The 18,571-nt window shown below is 31.4% G+C and carries 17 protein-coding genes, 1 pseudogene and 1 riboswitch; of the genes and pseudogenes, 2 read left to right on the top strand and 16 right to left on the bottom strand.

Annotated features, from left to right (window positions below; genetic code table 11):
- Nucleotides 1–183: 183 nt before the first annotated feature.
- Nucleotides 184–1,524 (bottom strand): peptidoglycan DD-metalloendopeptidase family protein, encoded by a 1,341-nt coding sequence (locus N4A57_RS04140; RefSeq protein WP_293656313.1) that lies wholly within the window; start codon nt 1,522–1,524, stop codon nt 184–186.
- Between the two features lie 348 nt (nt 1,525–1,872).
- On the opposite strand from N4A57_RS04140, the gene N4A57_RS04135 reads away from it, so the two are divergent.
- Nucleotides 1,873–2,778, top strand: a complete 906-nt coding sequence (locus tag N4A57_RS04135; RefSeq protein ID WP_293656312.1) for a CAP domain-containing protein — start codon at nt 1,873–1,875, stop codon at nt 2,776–2,778.
- A 346-nt stretch (nt 2,779–3,124) separates the two neighbouring features.
- On the top strand, nt 3,125–4,153 hold the full coding sequence (locus tag N4A57_RS04130; protein WP_293656311.1) for a branched-chain amino acid aminotransferase: 1,029 nt from the start codon (nt 3,125–3,127) through the stop codon (nt 4,151–4,153).
- A gap of 294 nt (nt 4,154–4,447) precedes the next feature.
- On the opposite strand, the gene N4A57_RS04125 is transcribed toward N4A57_RS04130, so the two are convergent.
- The 15 genes and pseudogenes from N4A57_RS04125 to N4A57_RS04060 form a co-directional block, all read right to left on the bottom strand.
- The gene (locus tag N4A57_RS04125; protein ID WP_293656310.1) at nt 4,448–4,693 is read right to left on the bottom strand and encodes a hypothetical protein; all 246 of its coding nucleotides are present in this window, start codon (nt 4,691–4,693) and stop codon (nt 4,448–4,450) included.
- 133 nt (nt 4,694–4,826) lie between these two features.
- Entirely contained in the window at nt 4,827–6,203 is a 1,377-nt protein-coding gene (locus N4A57_RS04120; protein ID WP_293656309.1) for an alanine/glycine:cation symporter family protein, read from the bottom strand.
- Between the two features lie 218 nt (nt 6,204–6,421).
- Nucleotides 6,422–6,514, bottom strand: a riboswitch (glycine riboswitch).
- 401 nt (nt 6,515–6,915) lie between these two features.
- Nucleotides 6,916–7,530, bottom strand: coding sequence for a LysE/ArgO family amino acid transporter (locus tag N4A57_RS04115; RefSeq protein ID WP_293656308.1), 615 nt, complete (start codon nt 7,528–7,530; stop codon nt 6,916–6,918).
- Nucleotides 7,531–8,336: 806 nt separating this feature from the next.
- Nucleotides 8,337–8,921 carry a YdcF family protein gene (locus N4A57_RS04110; protein ID WP_293656307.1) on the bottom strand — a complete coding sequence of 195 codons (585 nt, stop codon included), beginning with the start codon at nt 8,919–8,921 and terminating at the stop codon, nt 8,337–8,339.
- Between the two features lie 185 nt (nt 8,922–9,106).
- Nucleotides 9,107–9,700, bottom strand: a complete 594-nt coding sequence (gene rpsD, locus N4A57_RS04105) for a 30S ribosomal protein S4 (protein WP_293656306.1) — start codon at nt 9,698–9,700, stop codon at nt 9,107–9,109.
- Nucleotides 9,701–10,362: 662 nt separating this feature from the next.
- Nucleotides 10,363–10,494, bottom strand: a complete 132-nt coding sequence (locus N4A57_RS04100; RefSeq protein WP_293656305.1) for a hypothetical protein — start codon at nt 10,492–10,494, stop codon at nt 10,363–10,365.
- Between the two features lie 304 nt (nt 10,495–10,798).
- Nucleotides 10,799–11,332, bottom strand: coding sequence for a permease (locus N4A57_RS04095; protein WP_293656304.1), 534 nt, complete (start codon nt 11,330–11,332; stop codon nt 10,799–10,801).
- Nucleotides 11,329–11,814, bottom strand: coding sequence for a permease (locus N4A57_RS04090; protein ID WP_293656303.1), 486 nt, complete (start codon nt 11,812–11,814; stop codon nt 11,329–11,331). The genes N4A57_RS04095 and N4A57_RS04090 overlap by 4 nt, the downstream gene beginning before the upstream one ends.
- Before the next feature lie 220 nt (nt 11,815–12,034).
- The gene (locus N4A57_RS04085) at nt 12,035–13,378 is read right to left on the bottom strand and encodes an FtsW/RodA/SpoVE family cell cycle protein (RefSeq protein ID WP_293656302.1); all 1,344 of its coding nucleotides are present in this window, start codon (nt 13,376–13,378) and stop codon (nt 12,035–12,037) included.
- Nucleotides 13,369–13,710, bottom strand: coding sequence for a PadR family transcriptional regulator (locus N4A57_RS04080; protein WP_293656301.1), 342 nt, complete (start codon nt 13,708–13,710; stop codon nt 13,369–13,371). The genes N4A57_RS04085 and N4A57_RS04080 overlap by 10 nt, the downstream gene beginning before the upstream one ends.
- A gap of 334 nt (nt 13,711–14,044) precedes the next feature.
- A complete protein-coding gene (locus N4A57_RS04075; protein WP_293656300.1) occupies nt 14,045–14,374 on the bottom strand; it encodes a hypothetical protein in 330 nt (109 codons plus the stop codon).
- Nucleotides 14,375–14,413: 39 nt separating this feature from the next.
- Nucleotides 14,414–14,536, bottom strand: a pseudogene (locus N4A57_RS18495) (methyl-accepting chemotaxis protein); the annotation flags it as partial.
- Entirely contained in the window at nt 14,523–15,521 is a 999-nt protein-coding gene (locus tag N4A57_RS04070; protein WP_293656299.1) for a PDC sensor domain-containing protein, read from the bottom strand. The pseudogene N4A57_RS18495 and the gene N4A57_RS04070, both read right to left, overlap by 14 nt.
- 518 nt (nt 15,522–16,039) lie before the next feature.
- Nucleotides 16,040–17,347 (bottom strand): 2-hydroxycarboxylate transporter family protein, encoded by a 1,308-nt coding sequence (locus N4A57_RS04065; RefSeq protein WP_293656298.1) that lies wholly within the window; start codon nt 17,345–17,347, stop codon nt 16,040–16,042.
- Nucleotides 17,348–17,360: 13 nt separating this feature from the next.
- Complete coding sequence (locus N4A57_RS04060) at nt 17,361–18,533, bottom strand: NAD(P)-dependent malic enzyme (RefSeq protein WP_293656297.1); 1,173 nt, start codon at nt 18,531–18,533, stop codon at nt 17,361–17,363.
- Nucleotides 18,534–18,571 lie beyond the last annotated feature (38 nt).

Raw genomic sequence — 18,571 nt, 5'->3', positions numbered from 1 at the left:
TGTTGCCCCCCTTGATGTATATGTATATTTTTTTGTTTGACTTTGTATTTTATTTAACATACTATCCTTAATTAAATAATACACTATTTTTTGAATTTATACAATATTTACCTTGAATATTTTTTCTGAATATACTGTATACTTTATAGCGTAAAAAAAAGTTATAGGATATATCCCATAACTTTAATACTTAACATATTTAAGTGGATTTAATGGTACATTATTTTTTCTCACTTCAAAATGAACATGGGGTCCTGTGGATCTTCCCGTATTACCCACTTTAGCAATTAATTGTCCCCTTTTTACAATGTCTCCCTTTTTAACAAGTAAAGAACTACAATGACCATAATAGGTTTTGTATCCATTACCATGGTCTAGCATAACTAATTTTCCATAATTACCCTTCCACCCGGAGAATACTACCTTTCCTCCTTGAGCAGCTTTAATAGGGGTTCCTATTTTACTTGCTATATCTATACCCGTATGTCTTCTTCCCCACCTAGTACCAAATCTAGAGGTCATAGTTCCCCTTGTAGGATTATATAAATTGCCAGAGGCCACATTAAACACTCTTTTCTTAGTACCCGTTATGACAATCATTTTTTCTGGCTTAGATATTACACTTTCTTTTAATAGGGTTCTACTTTCTTCTTTTCCATTAAAACTTGTTACTTCTGCTTCTATTTGTTTCTTTCCTTTTATACCTTCTTTTTTTATTTTTTTGTCTCCCTCATATAGAGCACTAGATTTTTCATATTCTATATTATAATCTATGTCTTCTTCATATGATACTAATTCTATAGTTTTCACATGAACATAGGTTTTTGGCACATTAAGCTTTATTTCTTGTCCTATTTTTAATCTTTCTATATTTACATCTTCATTTGCCTTTTCTATTTCTTCTAGGGGCATATCCAATTTAATAGCTATATCCCAAGCCGTGTCTCCCTTTTGAACTTTGTATATCTTTTCTTCTATTCCACCTGTTAATATGTACTCTACAGCTTCATGATCTTCTTTTAACCCGTTTACAGGAACCTTAATTTTTTCAACCTTCACATTTTCCTTAAAAGTAGCTTCCTTTATTTTGCTACCTTCTATCATATATGATTTTTTAACTTCTTCTAATACGTCTTGAGCCGTTTCCTCATCCTTTAGTACTACAACTTCTTCCCCATCTATATTTATGGCAAAACCTTCCACATCATAATTTAGTAAGTTTGATAATATGCTAATCATATCTTTCTCAGATGTTAATTGATCCTTTGAGGCATTTATTTTTTCAAATTCTAGTTTATTATTGTCTACAATTTTAATTCCAACTTTTTCTTCTACCTGCTTTTTCATTTTATTTAATTCATCTTCTAATAGAACTTTATTTTTTACTATACCTACTACCTTGCCATTTACCTTAACTTCATATGCACTATTAGCAAATAGAGTATATGAAATTATCATTAGTACAAAGATACTTATCCCTATAGATACTTTTTTATTTTCATTTATTATTTTTTTCAAATCCACTCTCATCAGCCTCTTCCAATCAAAGAATCATTCTTTAGCATACTAACATATAAATATTAAGAAAGTTTGAACAATGCCTTATTTCCTTAATAAAAATTCACACAGATATATGATATCATATTTTTACTATTTTCTAAACGGTCTTAGAGAATTTTTTTAATAAACTGGAAATAAATACATGGAAGGAATTTTAATATTTTTGGCTCATAGCCTTGAAAATAAAAAATGTATAATTTTCTTTATTTTTGAATTTTCTTCTAACTGCAACTTATATAATAAAAAATAATATATTTTCTAATACTATCTTTATAGGTATTCAAAAATTTAAAAATCTAAGGAGGGATTCTCATGAAAAGGATGCTCTTTATTTTTGGTTTAGTCTTATCATTAATCATTGGAGTTTCCTGTACTCAAAATCCTGCTCAAAAACCTGTAAAGGGAGTAGCATCTTCTGTTTCAAAAGCTGGAGACATAAAAAAGATAAAAATTACTGCTGATAATTGTAACGTAAGAACAGGTTGTTCACCAGATGCACCAGTCCTTCAAGCATCAGATAAAAACAAGACATTTGATGTAATAAATCAAGTTGGTGACTGGTATGCTGTAAAACTTCCTGACAATAGGATTGGTTTTGTTCCTAAGGGACAATGTAAACCAATCGTGCCAGATAGTATGGATAGAGGTAAAGCTCCTGCTCCCGGAACTAAGCCAACTACTCCAGGCACTACACCAGGAAATATACCAAATTATGGAACAGGTAATGGAACTGCCAATGGAACAGGTGGAACATCAGGAAATACTGGTACAAATGCTACAAACAATAATAATACAACACAACCAACTACAGATACAAATTCCAACTCATTAACTGCTCAAGAAAAGGAAATGGTGGATTTAGTTAATCAAGCTAGAGCTCAAAACAATTTACCAGCCTTAAAAGTAGATATGGAGTTAACCAAAGTGGCTAGGACTAAATCTCAAGATATGATAGATAACAATTACTTTAGCCATAATTCACCAACCTATGGTAGTCCCTTTGACATGATGAAAAAATTTGGCATAAATTATGTTAAGGCAGGAGAAAATATTGCTGGTAATCAAAGCGTAAAGGGTGCTCATGATACTCTAATGAATTCTCCAGGTCACAGAAAAAATATATTGAGTCCAGATTTTACTCATATTGGAATAGGAATTAGAAAAGGTGGACAATATGGAAATATGTTCACACAGATGTTCATTAGTAAACCTAAATAAAAATTTAAATTTTCGTAAAATCATAAAAAAAGGCGTTTAGAAATTTTATCTAAATGCCATTTTTTATGTTAACTATTTTTATTATTTAATTTTTTTATCCATTTATGGTTACACTATTCTTATGAATAGAGTCTTTCATCCCCAATGAATTGTCATTATTTTTATACATATGAAAATTTTCAGTCATATTGTTGGGATATGACCTATGTTATTAAATCCCTATCTGTTATAATATATAATAACATGGCTAGAAATTACATTTGTGCCAGTTTAGATTATTAATACTTAACATATTATTATAATCTAACTATTAAATTTCAAAAAAATTTACTATAGGGGGGATATTATGCAAAAGGATGCAAATATCGATTGGAAAAATCTCGGTTTTGGATATACGAAAACAGATTTTCGTTATATATCTATTTGGAAAGATGGAAAATGGGATGACGGAAAACTAAGTGAAGATAATATGCTTACTATGAGTGAATCCTCTACTGGATTACATTATGGACAACAATGTTTTGAGGGGTTAAAAGCCTACAGAAGAAAAGATGGTACTATTCAACTATTTAGACCAGATGAAAATGCAAAACGTTTTAATAAAAGTGCATCTCGCCTACTTATGCCCGAAATGCCAGTAGAAAAATTCATAGATGCATGTATGCAAGTAGTTAAAGCTAATGAGCATTTTGTACCCCCATATGGTACAGGAGCTACCTTATACCTTAGACCATTTTTAATAGGCGTTGGACATAATTTAGGAGTTAAACCTGCTCCTGAGTACATATTCTGTGTATTCTGTTGTCCAGTTGGTGCTTATTTTAAAGGTGGTATGACTCCAGTAAACTTCATGATAACTGAAGAATATGATAGGGCTGCACCTCATGGTACTGGTGATGTAAAAGTTGGTGGAAACTATGCAGCAAGTTTATTAGCCCACGAAGATGCTGTTAAAAAGGGTTTTGCAGATTGTATATACTTAGATGCTCAGACTCAAACTAAAATTGAAGAAGTTGGAGCGGCTAACTTCTTTGGTATTACTAAGAATGATGAGTTTATAACACCAAATTCACCTTCTATCTTACCAAGTATAACTAGATATTCGTTGATGCATGTTGCCAAGGAATATTTAGGGCTAAAAGTACAAGAAAGAGATGTATATGTGGATAAACTAGAGGAATTTAAAGAAGCTGGTGCTTGTGGAACGGCAGCTGTTATCACTCCAATCGGAGGAATAGAGTATAAGGGAAAACTACACGTATTTCACAGTGAAACTGAAGTAGGCCCTGTAACTAAAAAACTTTATGATACTTTATATGGAATCCAATTTGGTGATGTTAAAGCTCCAGAAGGTTGGATATACGAAGTTAAATAAGGCATATGAAAGAAATAAACTAGTCAGTTCTCTGAGGGATTTGGATTATTTTCGAGGCATGGTAAGCGAGCATATTAAACATATGTAAGCGATTCCATAAGGAAGAAAATAATTCAAATAACCAGTGAAATGACTAATTTATTTTTTGAATATGCCTATAGATTTCGTAATACTAAGCTTTCTTTATATAGTAATTTTCCTGAAATAGGCACACATAAAGCAAGTTTATAAATACGAAATCTATAATATGTTCACAAAAATAAGAGGGTATTTAAAACCCTCTTTATTTTCATATTACATGACCTTTTGAATTTCATCATATTTATACTTTTTAATTAATTTTTCATTTCCTTGGGTCATTACTAATAAGCTTACTTCATCATCTTTGATCTTAAAAACTCTTCCCTTTTGCTTAGTACCAATAACATTAACTGGAGCATTTGTTTTTAATGGTTTTACAAATTCACAACTACAAGAAGTGCATTTCGCTTCATCCTTATGAATTTTTCTACATTCAGGACAATAATAAAGTTTCGCCATCTTACATTTCCCCTTATCATAAATTTTTGTCACTATATATATTCTATAAATTGTCAGAATTTCCTTTTTATTTCGATAATTCTATCAATTGTTTTTTTTATTTCAAAAGGGCCCTCAACCTAGGCCCTTTGTATTAACCAGCAATTTTTTTATTTTTTTCCTTTTCTAATGAATTAAAATACTTTTTAGTTTCTGACGATATTACTTTACTAAGTAATATTAATGCTATTAGGTTTGGTATGGCCATAAGTCCATTTACAATATCAGCTAAAACCCATATCATATCTAACTTTAAAAAGGCTCCACACCCAACTAATAATATATATGTATATTTAAAAGGTTTAATTCCTTTTACTCCAATTAAGTATTCTGTACATCTTTCTCCATAATAATTCCATCCTAATATGGTAGTAAATGCGAAAAATACAAGACCTATAGTTACTATCCATTTTCCAAACATGGGCATACCAATTGAAAAAGCATAATTTGTCATGGCCGCTCCTGCATGTTCACTACTCCAAGCACCAGTCATAATTAATACTATACCAGTCATGGTACATACTATTATAGTATCAAAAAAAGTTCCTGTCATAGATACTAACCCTTGTCTTACACAAGAATTAGTTTTAGCAGCAGCTGCTGCAATAGGTGCACTTCCAAGTCCAGATTCATTTGAGAATACACCCCTTGCTATACCATTTCTAATGGCCATCATTAGGGTAGCTCCAACAAATCCGCCAGTGGCAGCCTTTCCAGAAAAGGCACTATTTATGATAATTACTATGGTTTGAGGCAATGCATGTATATTCATGAAAATTATGGATAAAGATCCTAATATATAAAATAAAGCCATAAAAGGTACTATCATTTCTGATATTTTAGATATACTCTTTATACCACCTAAAGTAACTGCTGCAACTAATATGGTAAGTATTATGGAAGTTACTATGATTGGTATATTAAAAGCTAAATTTGCTGCATTAGTAATTGCATTGACCTGTGGAAAGGTTCCTATTCCAAAGAAGGCTACTCCTACTCCAAACAATGCAAAAATTTTTCCAAGCCATCTATATTCCTTTCCCAATCCATTTTCAATATAATACATAGGACCACCAGATATTTCCCCATTAATATCTATAGTTCTATATTTAACAGCGAGTAAACCTTCTGCATACTTAGTGGCCATACCAAAGAATGCTGCTATCCACATCCAAAATAATGCCCCTGGTCCACCAACCTTTATGGCAGTGGCAACCCCTACAATATTTCCTGTTCCTATAGTTGCTGCTAAGGCAGTACACAGGGCTGCAAAACTAGAAATATCACCTTGTGTTTCATCATTACTCTTCTCTTTACTAAACAGGTACTTAATAGCTAAGGGAAGTTTTAGTATTTGAATAAATCCTAATTTAAAAGTTAAATACATTCCTGTAGCTACTAATAAAATTAATAAAGGTAGTCCCCATACAAAGGAGTCCACCTGGTTTAAAATTTCTGTCAATTTCTCCATTGGCTCATACCCCCACATATATTATATTTTGGTTTTATGCTGATAAAGTAAATATATGTCATAAGGAGAAAGAGTTTATTCAATTTTTTACCTTAGTCAGGTAATATTGTGTCAAGTATAATGAATCTTTTTTCATTAAATAATAAAGGCCAAATCACATGATTTGGCCTCTTTAATACGAAGTAACTAGCAGTCTATATCCTTATATATTAGCAGTCTGCTTTTACTCTGTCCTTTTACCTGAGAGATTCACCCACAAAATGGGCTTGCTCCTTCGGTGCTCTTAATAGAGGCTCTCCAGAGACTCGTCCGATAATGGTCCCGTTTTAAAAAAACACCTGAAAGTTTCACTTCTTCGGCGGCATAAGCCTTCTCCCACTATCATCATCCGATATTATTCAATTTTACCAGCACCCAAATTATAACATATGATAAAAATTTATTCAATATTTTTATATTTATAGATTTCGTAATACTAAGTTTTCTTTATACAGTAACTTGCCTACAAGGGAAAATATATTGAAAATTTTTGGAATTGAGGAACGTCACAACATCTTATGCTACTCCAACATGACTCATGAACCTATCTACGAAGATTCACACTTTCGCTTGTGACAAGGACTTGGGTGGAAAAGATTTTCAATATATTTTCCTGAAGTAGGCTCACATAAAGCAAGTTTATAAATACGAAATCTAGAATTTAAACCTTGTCTTATAGGATTGATTGTACATACATATACCCAAGCTTTAAACCATAGTATATGACTATACATCCACATACCATATTTAATTTTTTGAGTACCCTTTCATTAAATAAATGGCTAAAATGTGATACAAAGGTACTTATACCTAAAAACCAAAGGGCAGATGCCATACAAACTCCCATAATAAACAAATTAGATTTATCTGGTGGTAATGAAGCTCTAAATCCCCCTAGTAATAATGATCCATCTATTATGGCCTGTGGATTTAACCATGTAACTACAAAACAAGTGCTTATAACCTGCCATAGAGGTTTATCCAAGTCCATTTCGCCAGACAAATCTGGCTCTGATTTTATAAGGCCATATCCTATGTATATGACAGCCATACTCCCAACCAATAATATTATTTTTTTAATGAATAAACTTTTATCAATTAAAATTCCCACACCATAAAAACAAGCTAAAGCTAGGGATATGTCAAAAAATATGGTAGATAAAGCCACTTCATAGGCACGCTTTTTACTTTTACTAATAGCCGTGTTTATCACATATAAATTTTGCATTCCTATAGGTGCCACATAGGCTAACCCCAGCATAATTCCCTGTAATAAATATTTAAACAAAATTCCCACCTCCTATCTATAAGTCATATGAACATTATACAGGATATTGTCATTTTTATCCATATGAGTACCAACTACTTTCATTCCCAATGACTGAAATACATGAGGATATTTTATATAAACAGAAAAAAGCCCATCCCTCCGATGAGCTATAATCTTAAATATATGAAGTAATCAGATGGCAATACCTTGAGTAAATTTTACGGCTTAGGTCTGGTTGGTTTTCCCAGGAAGATACTGGTCTGTCGCCAGATCAGCGGTTTCCCTTTACTTCTTCCTATGCTATGCATTACCAGATTACCACTTAGTCCGTACTTTAATCCTCAAAGTATCTCAAAAGAACAGTCTAGGAGCTTTCCTCAACAGTCAAGTCATTTCCTAGCCTCTTTTGCAGAACAGGTTTCAAATAGGAAAAAATATTATTTTATTGGCCTATAAAACAATATCATAACTATTTATCCCCCATATTCCACTCAAGGCAGGCTACTCTACACGTAGCACATATTGAACCACATTGTAGGTTTAATCTTAATAAAAAAATTACTTTTATTAAGTCTCCACGAAAAAAAGGGTACACGCCCACATGCCATTGTGAATCGCCCTCTTTTTCTTACTCCCAGCACTCACCCTCAACTGGGCGTTGTAAGCAAATACCAGGAGCTTCATCGATATGCCCTCTGACGGATTTTTAGGCCCGCCTTCAGAAATGTATGATCTGACTAGAATACTGCACCATCTGCACTTATTCGTAAGGAGTATTATATGATATATTAATTATAATGTCAAATGTGATTTATTCCCTTTTTTTAAATATCATAAAGTAGAGACTTTATAATGGCAAAATACTCTCTTATATAATACTTAGGAATTTGATAAATTTTAGTTTTAGATACTATACTATAGGATTCAAATCCTATTTCTTTAGCCAATAGGCCTGCTCTAAATTGATGAAATCTATTAGTTACTATACCTAATCTTATCTTCTCTTTCTTTTGTTTCTTTCTTAAAATATCATAAGTATTTTTCAAATTTTCATAGGTACTAGTAGATTTATCTTCTTTAATTATCCTATCCTTTGATATTCCCTTATTTATTAAATATTTCTCCATTGCCAAAGCCTCTGATGTGGCTTCATCAGGTCCTTGACCTCCGGATACAACAACTTGTATATGTTTATTTTTTTCTAGATATTCATAGGATTTATCTAACCTTTCCCTTAATGTTACTGACAGCTTATCCCATTTTAATCCTGCCCCTAATACTACTACATAATCTACTTCCTTATATTCTTTAGATACCCCATTTATAAGAATTAAACCTTCTATTAATATAAAACTTAAAAACCACAGTACTCCTAATATTTTAAATAGGCTTATGATTTTCCTTTTCATATGATTTCCTCCTTCTACACCCTTCATCCTACATTATAACTTAAATTTTTCCCAGAATAAATAAAGAATAAAATCATACTTTAATACTATATTTTATAAGATATGGCAAAAAAAATCTTAGGAAATATATCCTAAGCAATTTCATAAAACAAATAAGGAGGATTATCAAATCCTCCTTACTCTCCCTATCTAGAATAAAATTCTACAACTAATTGATCATTAATTTCAATAGGTACATCTTTTCTGTTTGGCATACTAGTTAATTTTCCTGTAAATTTGTCCACATTCATTTCTATATAGGGTAGATTAAATCCATTTCCTTCTTGGAAATTTTCTTTAAACATACCTACTTGTTGTGATTTTTCTCTTAAGCTTAACTCATCCTCTACTTTAACTTTGAAAGAAGGTCTATCTACCTTTTTACCATTAACTAGAATATGTCCATGATTTACCATTTGTCTGGCTTGACGTGATGAACTAGCAAATCCCATTCTATATACTAAATTATCTAATCTACATTCTAAAAATTCTACTAAAACTTCATTAGTTAATCTAGGAGAATCCATTGCCTTTTCCACATATCTTCTAAATTGTTTTTCCATCACTCCATAGTAAGCTCTTAACCTTTGCTTTTCAAGAAGCTGACGTCCATAATCTGAAAGCTTTCTATCAGCCCTACTAGTACCTTTTTTTGCACGGTTCATTGCCTTTGGATGTCCACATACATTTAAACCTAATCTTCTACATTGCTTAAAACGTGGCCCCCTCATCTTAACCATATTATCCCTCCATATTATCATTAATATTTTTGCCGCGGTAATATATCAGATAAATATGCCATTTCATTAGTTTAATATTTCTCTACATGGATTTTTTATTAGGGCAGGGAAAATCGAGAATTTTTCCCTGCCCTAACAAAATAAACTTTTTACTTTCCTAGATGACCAGTCTAAGAGATTTTTAAAAGCGTAAAATTTTCGGCGTTTTATAATAGCAAGATATACATACGCCCTAATTTTCATTAATCGATAATGATTATCATTACCACATATTTATTATATCCTCATCTTTCCATTTTGTAAATAGGAAATTATAACTTTTTAAATAATTTTTAATATACTAAAAAAAGCTCTATTCCCACATTTGGACAAGAGCTTCTTCCTTATAAAGGAAGGTAAATATATTTTGAATTTTCACCAATCTATGGGGTAACCATATGCTCAGCATAATAAACATGACATATGAACCTAATTCTCACACGATGAATCTATAATCCTATTTCATAAAAAGGGTTGAAAATGATTTAATCACTTTCAACCCTCATATTTTAATTATATAAAACTAAATAAAATACCACATTCCTAAATAGTTAGCATGTCAATTAGTAGGTCTATTCATATACAAGAGAGAATATAGTTGTTACCTTAATAGGAAAATCGAACTACATTACTTTGGATTCTGTAGAATTTTCATTGACATAATTATCTTGTAAAACCATATTATTTTCTTTCATTTCCAAGTTATCTAACTTAATTAATATTTTTTCTACTATTTCTACTACTCTTTTATCCATTTTAACGCCCCCCTCTTACTTATATATATTTCTACATTAAAACGAAAAATCCTACATTTTTTTATCGCAAATTTCGACATTTGATTTTGGAATATAATATATGAAAAACAGCCCCTTCTTAAACGGGACTATCTCCTATCTAAACTTAGGTATATGAAAAAAATAAACTAGTCAGATCTCTGAGGGATTTAGATTATTTTCAAGGCATGGTGAGTGAGCATATTAAACATATGTAAACGACTCCATAACGAAGAAAATAATTCAAATAACCAGTGAAATGACTAATTTATTTTTTTAATATACATTACTCCATTAATTCAGCTTTCCTATATATTTCATCCACCCCATCCTTAGACATGATCATGCACAAAATATATGCAATCAATATGATTCCTGGAATATCTACTAATAATCTAGTTAGGGCAAATGGAACACCTAATGCTGACATTTCAAATAAAAACATGGGAATCTTGGTAGTTGACCACGCTCCAATAAATATGAGTACATTGCTAAATTTCACTCCCTTTTTCATAAATACTCCTGCCACAGGAAAAGCTCCATATAAGGGCCCTGCTGCTGCTGATCCTAATAGGATAGCTAATACTATTCCCTTTAATCCAGACCCTTGCCCCATATATTTCATCATCATTTCCCTTGGAACCCATACATCCAATAATCCTAAAAGGATAAATACAGGTGGTATAACAAGAATCATCTCTTTGATACTATATGAAACAACACCAAGGGCCTTCATTCCTAAATTTTTATTAATAATAGTCATAATCCCTATTATTAATACTGTTATTAAAAAAAATCTATATCTTTTTAAAAGCTTCATATACCTGCCACCACCCTTCCTATTATATAAGCCACTATAAATGAAAATAAAAAGGCAAAAATATTTCTTAATATTGTAAGCCTCTTTCCAAAATATTTTATTTCAACGGGCATAGTCACAACTCCTACCATCATTAGTGCAGATATAAAAGCACCTATTTGCATATACCCAGCACCATTTTTAATAAGCATAGCCGCCGTTGGAAAGGCAACAAAACCAGGAATTAATGTAATTCCTCCCACACAGGCTGATATAACAACTCCAATCCATCCTGATTCTTTACCTAATAGATTAGATATTAGATTTGGATCTAAGACAGCTAAAAGTATTCCTACTAACATGATTACACCTAAAAATTCAGGTAATATATTTAAAAATGCTCTCCATGCCTTTCTTAATGCTTTTTTAGTTTTTCCCTTATCCTTTTTAAAGGATATTACAACGAGTACAATTGTAAAAAAATACATGCCATAAGTACTCAATATACATACCTCCCTTTGTCACATAACATATATTAGTATTTTAGCATATATTTACTTCATAAAATCATATTCCTTTTTCTCTCTTGTACAAACTTTTTTCTACACAAATGAGCATTCCCATCAGACATATAAAAGATCCCTATCCTTTAATATAGAGACCCCGTTATACTATAAAAATATTAATAAATGTCTTTATCTACTAAGTTTTTTCTTTCCTTCTCTAGTTATACCTACAACAAGATAAACTCCTTCTTCTATAAACACTAAGGATTATCCCAATAGATATAGCATGTATTATACTCAACATTCCTCCATAGCTCATAAAAGGAAGAGACATACCAATAAGTGGCATACAGTTTAGATTCATCAATATATTAAATGCAAATTCAATAAAAATCATACTAAGTAAACCACCCATCAAAAGCTGTCCATACAAATCATTAATTTTACTAGTAATATATATCATTCTTGATAAATATATTCCTACAGCCCCTATTAAAATTATCACTCCTGTCCAGCCAAATGCATAAAGGATATAATTTAGTAAAAACTCAGTATGGACCAAAGGAAGAGTTTGTTTAGGAAAAATAAATCCTTGTCCAAATAATTTTGCAGATTGTATTATATTATGTATCTGCATATTTGTATATCCTGCTCCTTGAGGGTCTTTATAATAGTTTATATAAGAAAACAATCTAACCATTCTATAAGGATATGCTATGATTAAATGTAAACACCCTAATATACTTACAACGATTGGAAGAACAGTATACTTTTTTTTCATTCCTGATAAAACAGCCATAATCATAAAACCTACATAGTATAAAATCAGGCATGCCGTAGATGGAAATATGAACATTATAAATGACGGAATTATCATTAATAAAAAAAACTTTAACAGGCTATTACTCAGTTTAAATGTCACTTTAGATTTAAATGTGACTGAAATAAAATCATCATTATCCTCATTCCAATTCCGCTGGCTAAATATCCCTGCTAAAGCAATCACAAATAAAAAAGGGCTGATCCCTATAAAATTAATAGTATTTCCTAAAATCCTAAGCATAGGTCTCCCTAAAACATATTCTCCATTAAATATTGTAATTAAACATATAAGTAGTGTGCCGGCAAATAAATGATATGAATATCTTTTCAATTTACGATAATCAAAATAATATAGTAAAACAATACAAAACGTCCCTGCTAAACCATATCTAATACTGTTATAAAAAGCCCATTCATATCCATTATAGCTTTTTAATAAATACATTATAAATATACCTAAATTGACAAAAGTTAAAGTTAAAATCAATGTAATCCAATCTGGTGTTCCTTTATGGGCAACATTTAATTCCTTTCCTACTAACATAGGCTCTCCCATACGGTTGATAGCATGCTTAAAAGCTTCTTCCTCAGACAAACCATCTTCTATATATTCATCAGCTACATCATAAATATGTGAAGTTAATTCTAATCCTATTTCTTTATGGGCTTCTTTATATTTTACATGACTACATACTTGAGAAAGATACTCATTAATATAGCTATTATTTTCTACTGACATACAATTCCCTCCCATAAAATTTTATTTACGGTAGAACTAAATAATGTCCATTCTTTTTCCTTTTCTTTTAATTCATCTCTCCCTTTTTTAGTCAATTTATAATATTTTCTCTTTCTTTTTCCGTCACTTTCATCCCAAAAAGATGTTACTAATCCATTTTCCTCTAGGGTGTGCAAAATTGGATATAAAGTTCCTTCCTTAAAAGAAAAGACTCCCTCTGATCTTTTTTCAATTGCTTTAATCATTTCATAACCATACATACTTTTTTGATCAAGAAACTTTAAAATTAAAATAACCGTACTTCCTTTGAGTAGTTCTTTATTAATCTTCATATATACACCTTCTGTAAAATATTTTTTTTATTCATTTTCAGGTAATCATTGTAATATAGCACATAAATAATAGTGATATTGTATACCTAGTAAATCTATGTATCCTTTCACTAGGTATATAATATCACTATTGGTTAAAATTGTAAATAAGTATTTACTACAAGAAAATGGGCACAAGACTGTCAACAAAATATGCAAATTTAGATTTACAGATAAACTCACTTAGGGAAGGTGATTCCCTTATGGTTTGGAAACAAATTTATAATCTTAAGGAATAAAAAATCCTAGACAAGTTAAGACTTGACTAGGATTTTTTATTCCTTAAGATTATTAACTACAATTTAAATCCAGAAACAGTATCTACTAATTTTTTAGCACTTTCTAAATTATGTTTTATAGTAGATTTTATATTGGTTAACTCTTCTACCATATTTGATGTTTTATTAGCAATACTTCCAACTCCATCAGTTCCTTCATTTATTGTTACTGCCACTTCATTTATGGCATTGGTTATTGATTCTATGGATTCTTGTAGATTTGAAGTATTTTCATTAAAATCTTCTATGATAACCTTAAAGAATTCTGCATCTTTATGGTATTGCTCACCTACTTGAAGTAATTTTTTATAATCGTCACTAACATCTTCATCAATATACTTAAGCATATTTTGTGAGTTACTTACTAAATTCCCCACCGATCCATTTACACTTTCTACCACTTTTTGTATTTCAGCAGCTGCTTGTGCAGATTGTTCTGCTAATTTTCTTATTTCATCTGCTACTACTGCAAATCCCTTTCCATTTTCTCCTGCCCTAGCAGCTTCTATTGAAGCATTTAATGCAAGTAAATTTGTTTGAGCCGTTATGTCTAATATGTTGTCCTATTGGCTTAAGTATTTCAGATTTTGGAACTTCCACTGCTACAGTCCATCCATTATATAATTTAGAATAAGCCAATACCTTTTCTACCCCATTTAAATTTAACTCTATATAACCCTTATTATTTTTATCCATTTCATCTATGACGAAGGTTAAATCCCCATCTTTGTCATTCCTTAAACCGTAAGTTTCATCTTCTCCAACATATTTGGGATGGTATATGTAATCATAATCCATATCCATAAGAAAACCATAACCCGTTTCGTATAATTCCATTTTTTTGATTTTATCTTTTATGTCTTCTATGGAAATATCTATTCCTAGAGTTCCTATTAAAATATCATTTTTGTATATTGGAACACTATATGTAACCACATCTATTCCTAAAACAATATCCTCAGATACACTAAGCCAAATCCCCTTATTTGCTTCTATGGGAGCATAATAATATTCCATTTCTTCTTCATCTTCAAACCATTCTATCAAATCATCATCTGGGTCACTGTCCACCCACACAACATTTCCATCTAATTTCTCGTCTGCATACCAAATCTCATAAGCTTTATTGCCTAATAATTCTGGATTAAAAGTTAAATATACACCTTGAACAGGAGTTGTCTTAACAAAGTCTGATAATAAAGAACCTACTTCTTTATGATATTCTTCTTTCACGTATATAATATCATTATTAACTTTTCTTAAATCAAAGGTATTTATAACAGCTAATTTTAATGTATGAACGCCTGATTCCACTTGCCTAATTTGGTCATTAAAAATCCCAGCTTCAGCGGCTGCTTTAAACTCTAATTTTTCATTGGCTTCTTTTTTTATATAACTAGAACTCTTAATAATACTTAAAGTACCTAGTAATACAGATACAATTATACTGCACACCATAATACTTAACATAATCTTTGTACTAATTTTTCTCATCTTATGTAGTTCTCCTCTTAAATATATTAATTTCATAATAAAATTTAGTTCTAATCCTTTTCTATAAAAAGTCCTAGTACCTAGGATTATGGACCCTATGGTTCCCTTATACTATTACTACTGCAATCTAAACACTTAAACTATAACTTAATAACCCTATAATCTGGAATTATATATTAAAAACACCTCATATCCATAGTCTTAATATAATTTTTTCAGTAGGCGTACCTTTCTATTTTGAAATTTTTTACTGACAATACAAATATTAACATTTTTCTTCATTCGGTTCAATATTATTGGTAGAACTTATATGATAAATATATATGATAATTTTTATAGGCTAAAAAATCCTAGGCAAGTTAAAACTTACCTAGGATTTTTTATTACTTAAGATTATAATATTTACACTTTTAATTCATTTGCTATGGTGACTCTTCCTTGAGGTAGTATACTCTTTATTAATATATTTGCAAGTATTGGTAAAATCAGTACTCCTAGGGAAAGACTTTCACCTTATACTATAAAAATATTGATAACAAACTAGTAGCTAAAATTAACATGAATGCTCCACCAATACGTGATGAAATCTGAGCAAATGGCATTAACTCCATTCTCTTACTTGCAGAAAGTACTGCCACATCTCCTGTTCCACCCATGTTTGCCATACATAACCCTCCTGTAATAGATGCTTCTATAGGATAGAATCCTAAGAAGTGACCTACAACAGCTGAACCTATAGTAGAACCTATTACAGTAGTAAATACTAATACTATATATATTACTGATAAAGAATCAATGACTGCATTTAAATCCGTATATGCTACTCCAATTCCTACTAATAGGGCAGGTGTGAAGTTTGTCATAACAAATCTAAACCATTGAAATGCACCCTTTTCATATTTCTCAGGCATAATTCCTAATACCTTTACAATGGCCACACTTATAATCATTAAAGCGTAAGAGTGGATAGGAATGAACTTAGCCAATATTTTACCCCATACAAAGAAAGTAGTGGATAGAAGTATTCCTATTCCCATCAATTTATAATCAAGATTCATTACTTCATTTGATTCCTCTTTAACAGCATCCTGTGATTTCATTAATTTCCCATTTCCCGTTAGATTTGTTCTTTTCTTACCTATTTTATCTAATAATCCAGCCACCACAATAGCCATAGCATTTCCTAAGGCAAGGGCAGGAACCATTTTTGACATCATTTGTGCTGGATCCACCTCTAATACTTGTCCAAATATTTGAGATAATGGGACTGCTCCTGCTCCCATACCTCCACCCATAATTGGAATTGCTATATAAAGAATTGCTTCCTTTGCTCCGTATCCCATAATCATACCAGTAAGTCCCGTTAATCCTAATGATACAACAACTCCACCAATAATAACTGGAAGATATCTTACAGAAGCACTGATTAAAAGTTTCCTATTCATACCTAAAATACTACCCGTTATAAGGGCTGCAATATAAAAACTTAAAAATCCTTCACCCTTCATAAAATTAGTCATAATATCCTTTGAGCTTTCGGGTAGTATTCCATATGTTACTAATGCCGCCGATGCAAATATAATAACAATTGCTCCTCCACCTAAATACTCCTTCACTATAGGTAAGCGATTTCCTATTTCATTCAGTACTGCACCTACAATCATCATAAGTGGAAATGCGCCAATCATTCCTTTAGGTAATGCTCCTATATAAGTTGCTCCTAATACAACTATTGTTAGTATTATAAACGTTGGAAGGGAAATTCCCATTATTTGAAATCCCTTATTCTCTATTTTATTAATTTCCTTATTCGAAGATATGGACATATTCTCTCCTCCTTTATATTCTCGAAATACCTGTATCCTTAGCAGCCTTCTCAACAGCCTTTGCAACAGTTTTTACAATTCTTTCATCAAATGGCTTTGGAATGATGTATTCCTCATGTAATTCACTCTCATCAATAATTTGTGCAATAGCATTAGCTGCTGCAACCTTCATTTCTTCATTAATGTCACTTGCCCTTACAGCTAAGGCTCCCTTGAATATTCCTGGAAATGCTAGAACATTATTAATTTGATTTGCAAAATCAGATCTTCCTGAACCTACTATTCTTGCTCCTGCTTCCTTTGCTAAATGTGGCATAATCTCTGGAATAGGATTAGCCATGGCAAATATAATTGCATCCTCATTCATGGAAGCTACCATTTCTTTTGTCACCACATTTGGAGCTGAAACACCAATGAATACATCAGCATTTTTCATAGCATCTTCTAATATTCCCTTTCCATTATTAGGATTTGTAATTTTAGCTAACTCTTCTTTTAGTGCATCATTCCCCACTTTGCCTTCATATAATATTCCATTTCTGCCGCATACTAAAATATTCTTTGCATTCATGTTCAGCAACATCTTAACAATTGCAGATCCTGCCGCCCCTGATCCGTTCACTACGATTTTTATGTCTTCCCATTTTTTGTTTACCAATTTTAATCCATTTATTAATCCTGCCGTTGTTACAATGGCAGTTCCATGCTGATCATCATGAAATACAGGAATATCCAATTCTTCCTTAAGTCTTTTCTCAATTTCAATACACCTTGGAGCAGAAATGTCCTCAAGATTAATTCCTCCAAAGGTAGGAGCCAACTTTTTTACTAGGTCTACAATTTCATCCACATCCTTCGTATCCACACATATAGGAAATGCATCTACCCCTGCAAACTCTTTGAAAAGTACAGCTTTACCTTCCATTACAGGCATGGCAGCTTCAGGTCCAATATCTCCAAGACCAAGTACAGCAGTTCCATCACTTACAACTGCAACCAAGTTCGCCTTTGAAGTATATTTATATACATCTTTCTTATTTTCCGCAATCCTTCTGCATGGTTCAGCAACACCTGGTGTATATGCTACACTTAATTCCTCCTTATTAGTAACAGGAACCTTAGATATGACACTAATTTTTCCCTTATATTCCTCATGAACCTCTAATGCTTTTTTAGAATAATCCATTTTTTCATTCCTCTCTTCTATCCTTTGAAATTAATTTC

Origin of the sequence: Anaeromicrobium sp. (assembly GCF_025210435.1) — a bacterium.
Lineage (GTDB): Bacteria > Bacillota > Clostridia > Peptostreptococcales > Thermotaleaceae > Anaeromicrobium.
Note: the sequence above shows the minus strand (reverse complement) of the source record. Positions and strands in the feature narration are given on the sequence as shown.

Excerpts from the sequence above, each read along its gene's own strand:
- N4A57_RS04130 (WP_293656311.1), top strand. The coding sequence starts at position 3,125 with ATGCAAAAGGATGCAAATATCGATTGGAAAAATCTCGGTTTTGGATAT.
- N4A57_RS04100 (WP_293656305.1), bottom strand. The coding sequence starts at position 10,494 with ATGGATAAAAGAGTAGTAGAAATAGTAGAAAAAATATTAATTAAGTTA.
- N4A57_RS04110 (WP_293656307.1), bottom strand. The coding sequence starts at position 8,921 with ATGAAAAGGAAAATCATAAGCCTATTTAAAATATTAGGAGTACTGTGG.
- rpsD (WP_293656306.1), bottom strand. The coding sequence starts at position 9,700 with ATGGTTAAGATGAGGGGGCCACGTTTTAAGCAATGTAGAAGATTAGGT.
- N4A57_RS04070 (WP_293656299.1), bottom strand. The coding sequence starts at position 15,521 with ATGAGAAAAATTAGTACAAAGATTATGTTAAGTATTATGGTGTGCAGT.
- N4A57_RS04080 (WP_293656301.1), bottom strand. The coding sequence starts at position 13,710 with ATGAAGATTAATAAAGAACTACTCAAAGGAAGTACGGTTATTTTAATT.
- N4A57_RS04060 (WP_293656297.1), bottom strand. The coding sequence starts at position 18,533 with ATGGATTATTCTAAAAAAGCATTAGAGGTTCATGAGGAATATAAGGGA.
- N4A57_RS04065 (WP_293656298.1), bottom strand. The coding sequence starts at position 17,347 with ATGTCCATATCTTCGAATAAGGAAATTAATAAAATAGAGAATAAGGGA.
- N4A57_RS04085 (WP_293656302.1), bottom strand. The coding sequence starts at position 13,378 with ATGTCAGTAGAAAATAATAGCTATATTAATGAGTATCTTTCTCAAGTA.
- N4A57_RS04135 (WP_293656312.1), top strand. The coding sequence starts at position 1,873 with ATGAAAAGGATGCTCTTTATTTTTGGTTTAGTCTTATCATTAATCATT.
- N4A57_RS04095 (WP_293656304.1), bottom strand. The coding sequence starts at position 11,332 with ATGAAGCTTTTAAAAAGATATAGATTTTTTTTAATAACAGTATTAATA.
- N4A57_RS04075 (WP_293656300.1), bottom strand. The coding sequence starts at position 14,374 with ATGCTTAAGTATATTGATGAAGATGTTAGTGACGATTATAAAAAATTA.
- N4A57_RS04125 (WP_293656310.1), bottom strand. The coding sequence starts at position 4,693 with ATGGCGAAACTTTATTATTGTCCTGAATGTAGAAAAATTCATAAGGAT.
- N4A57_RS04120 (WP_293656309.1), bottom strand. The coding sequence starts at position 6,203 with ATGGAGAAATTGACAGAAATTTTAAACCAGGTGGACTCCTTTGTATGG.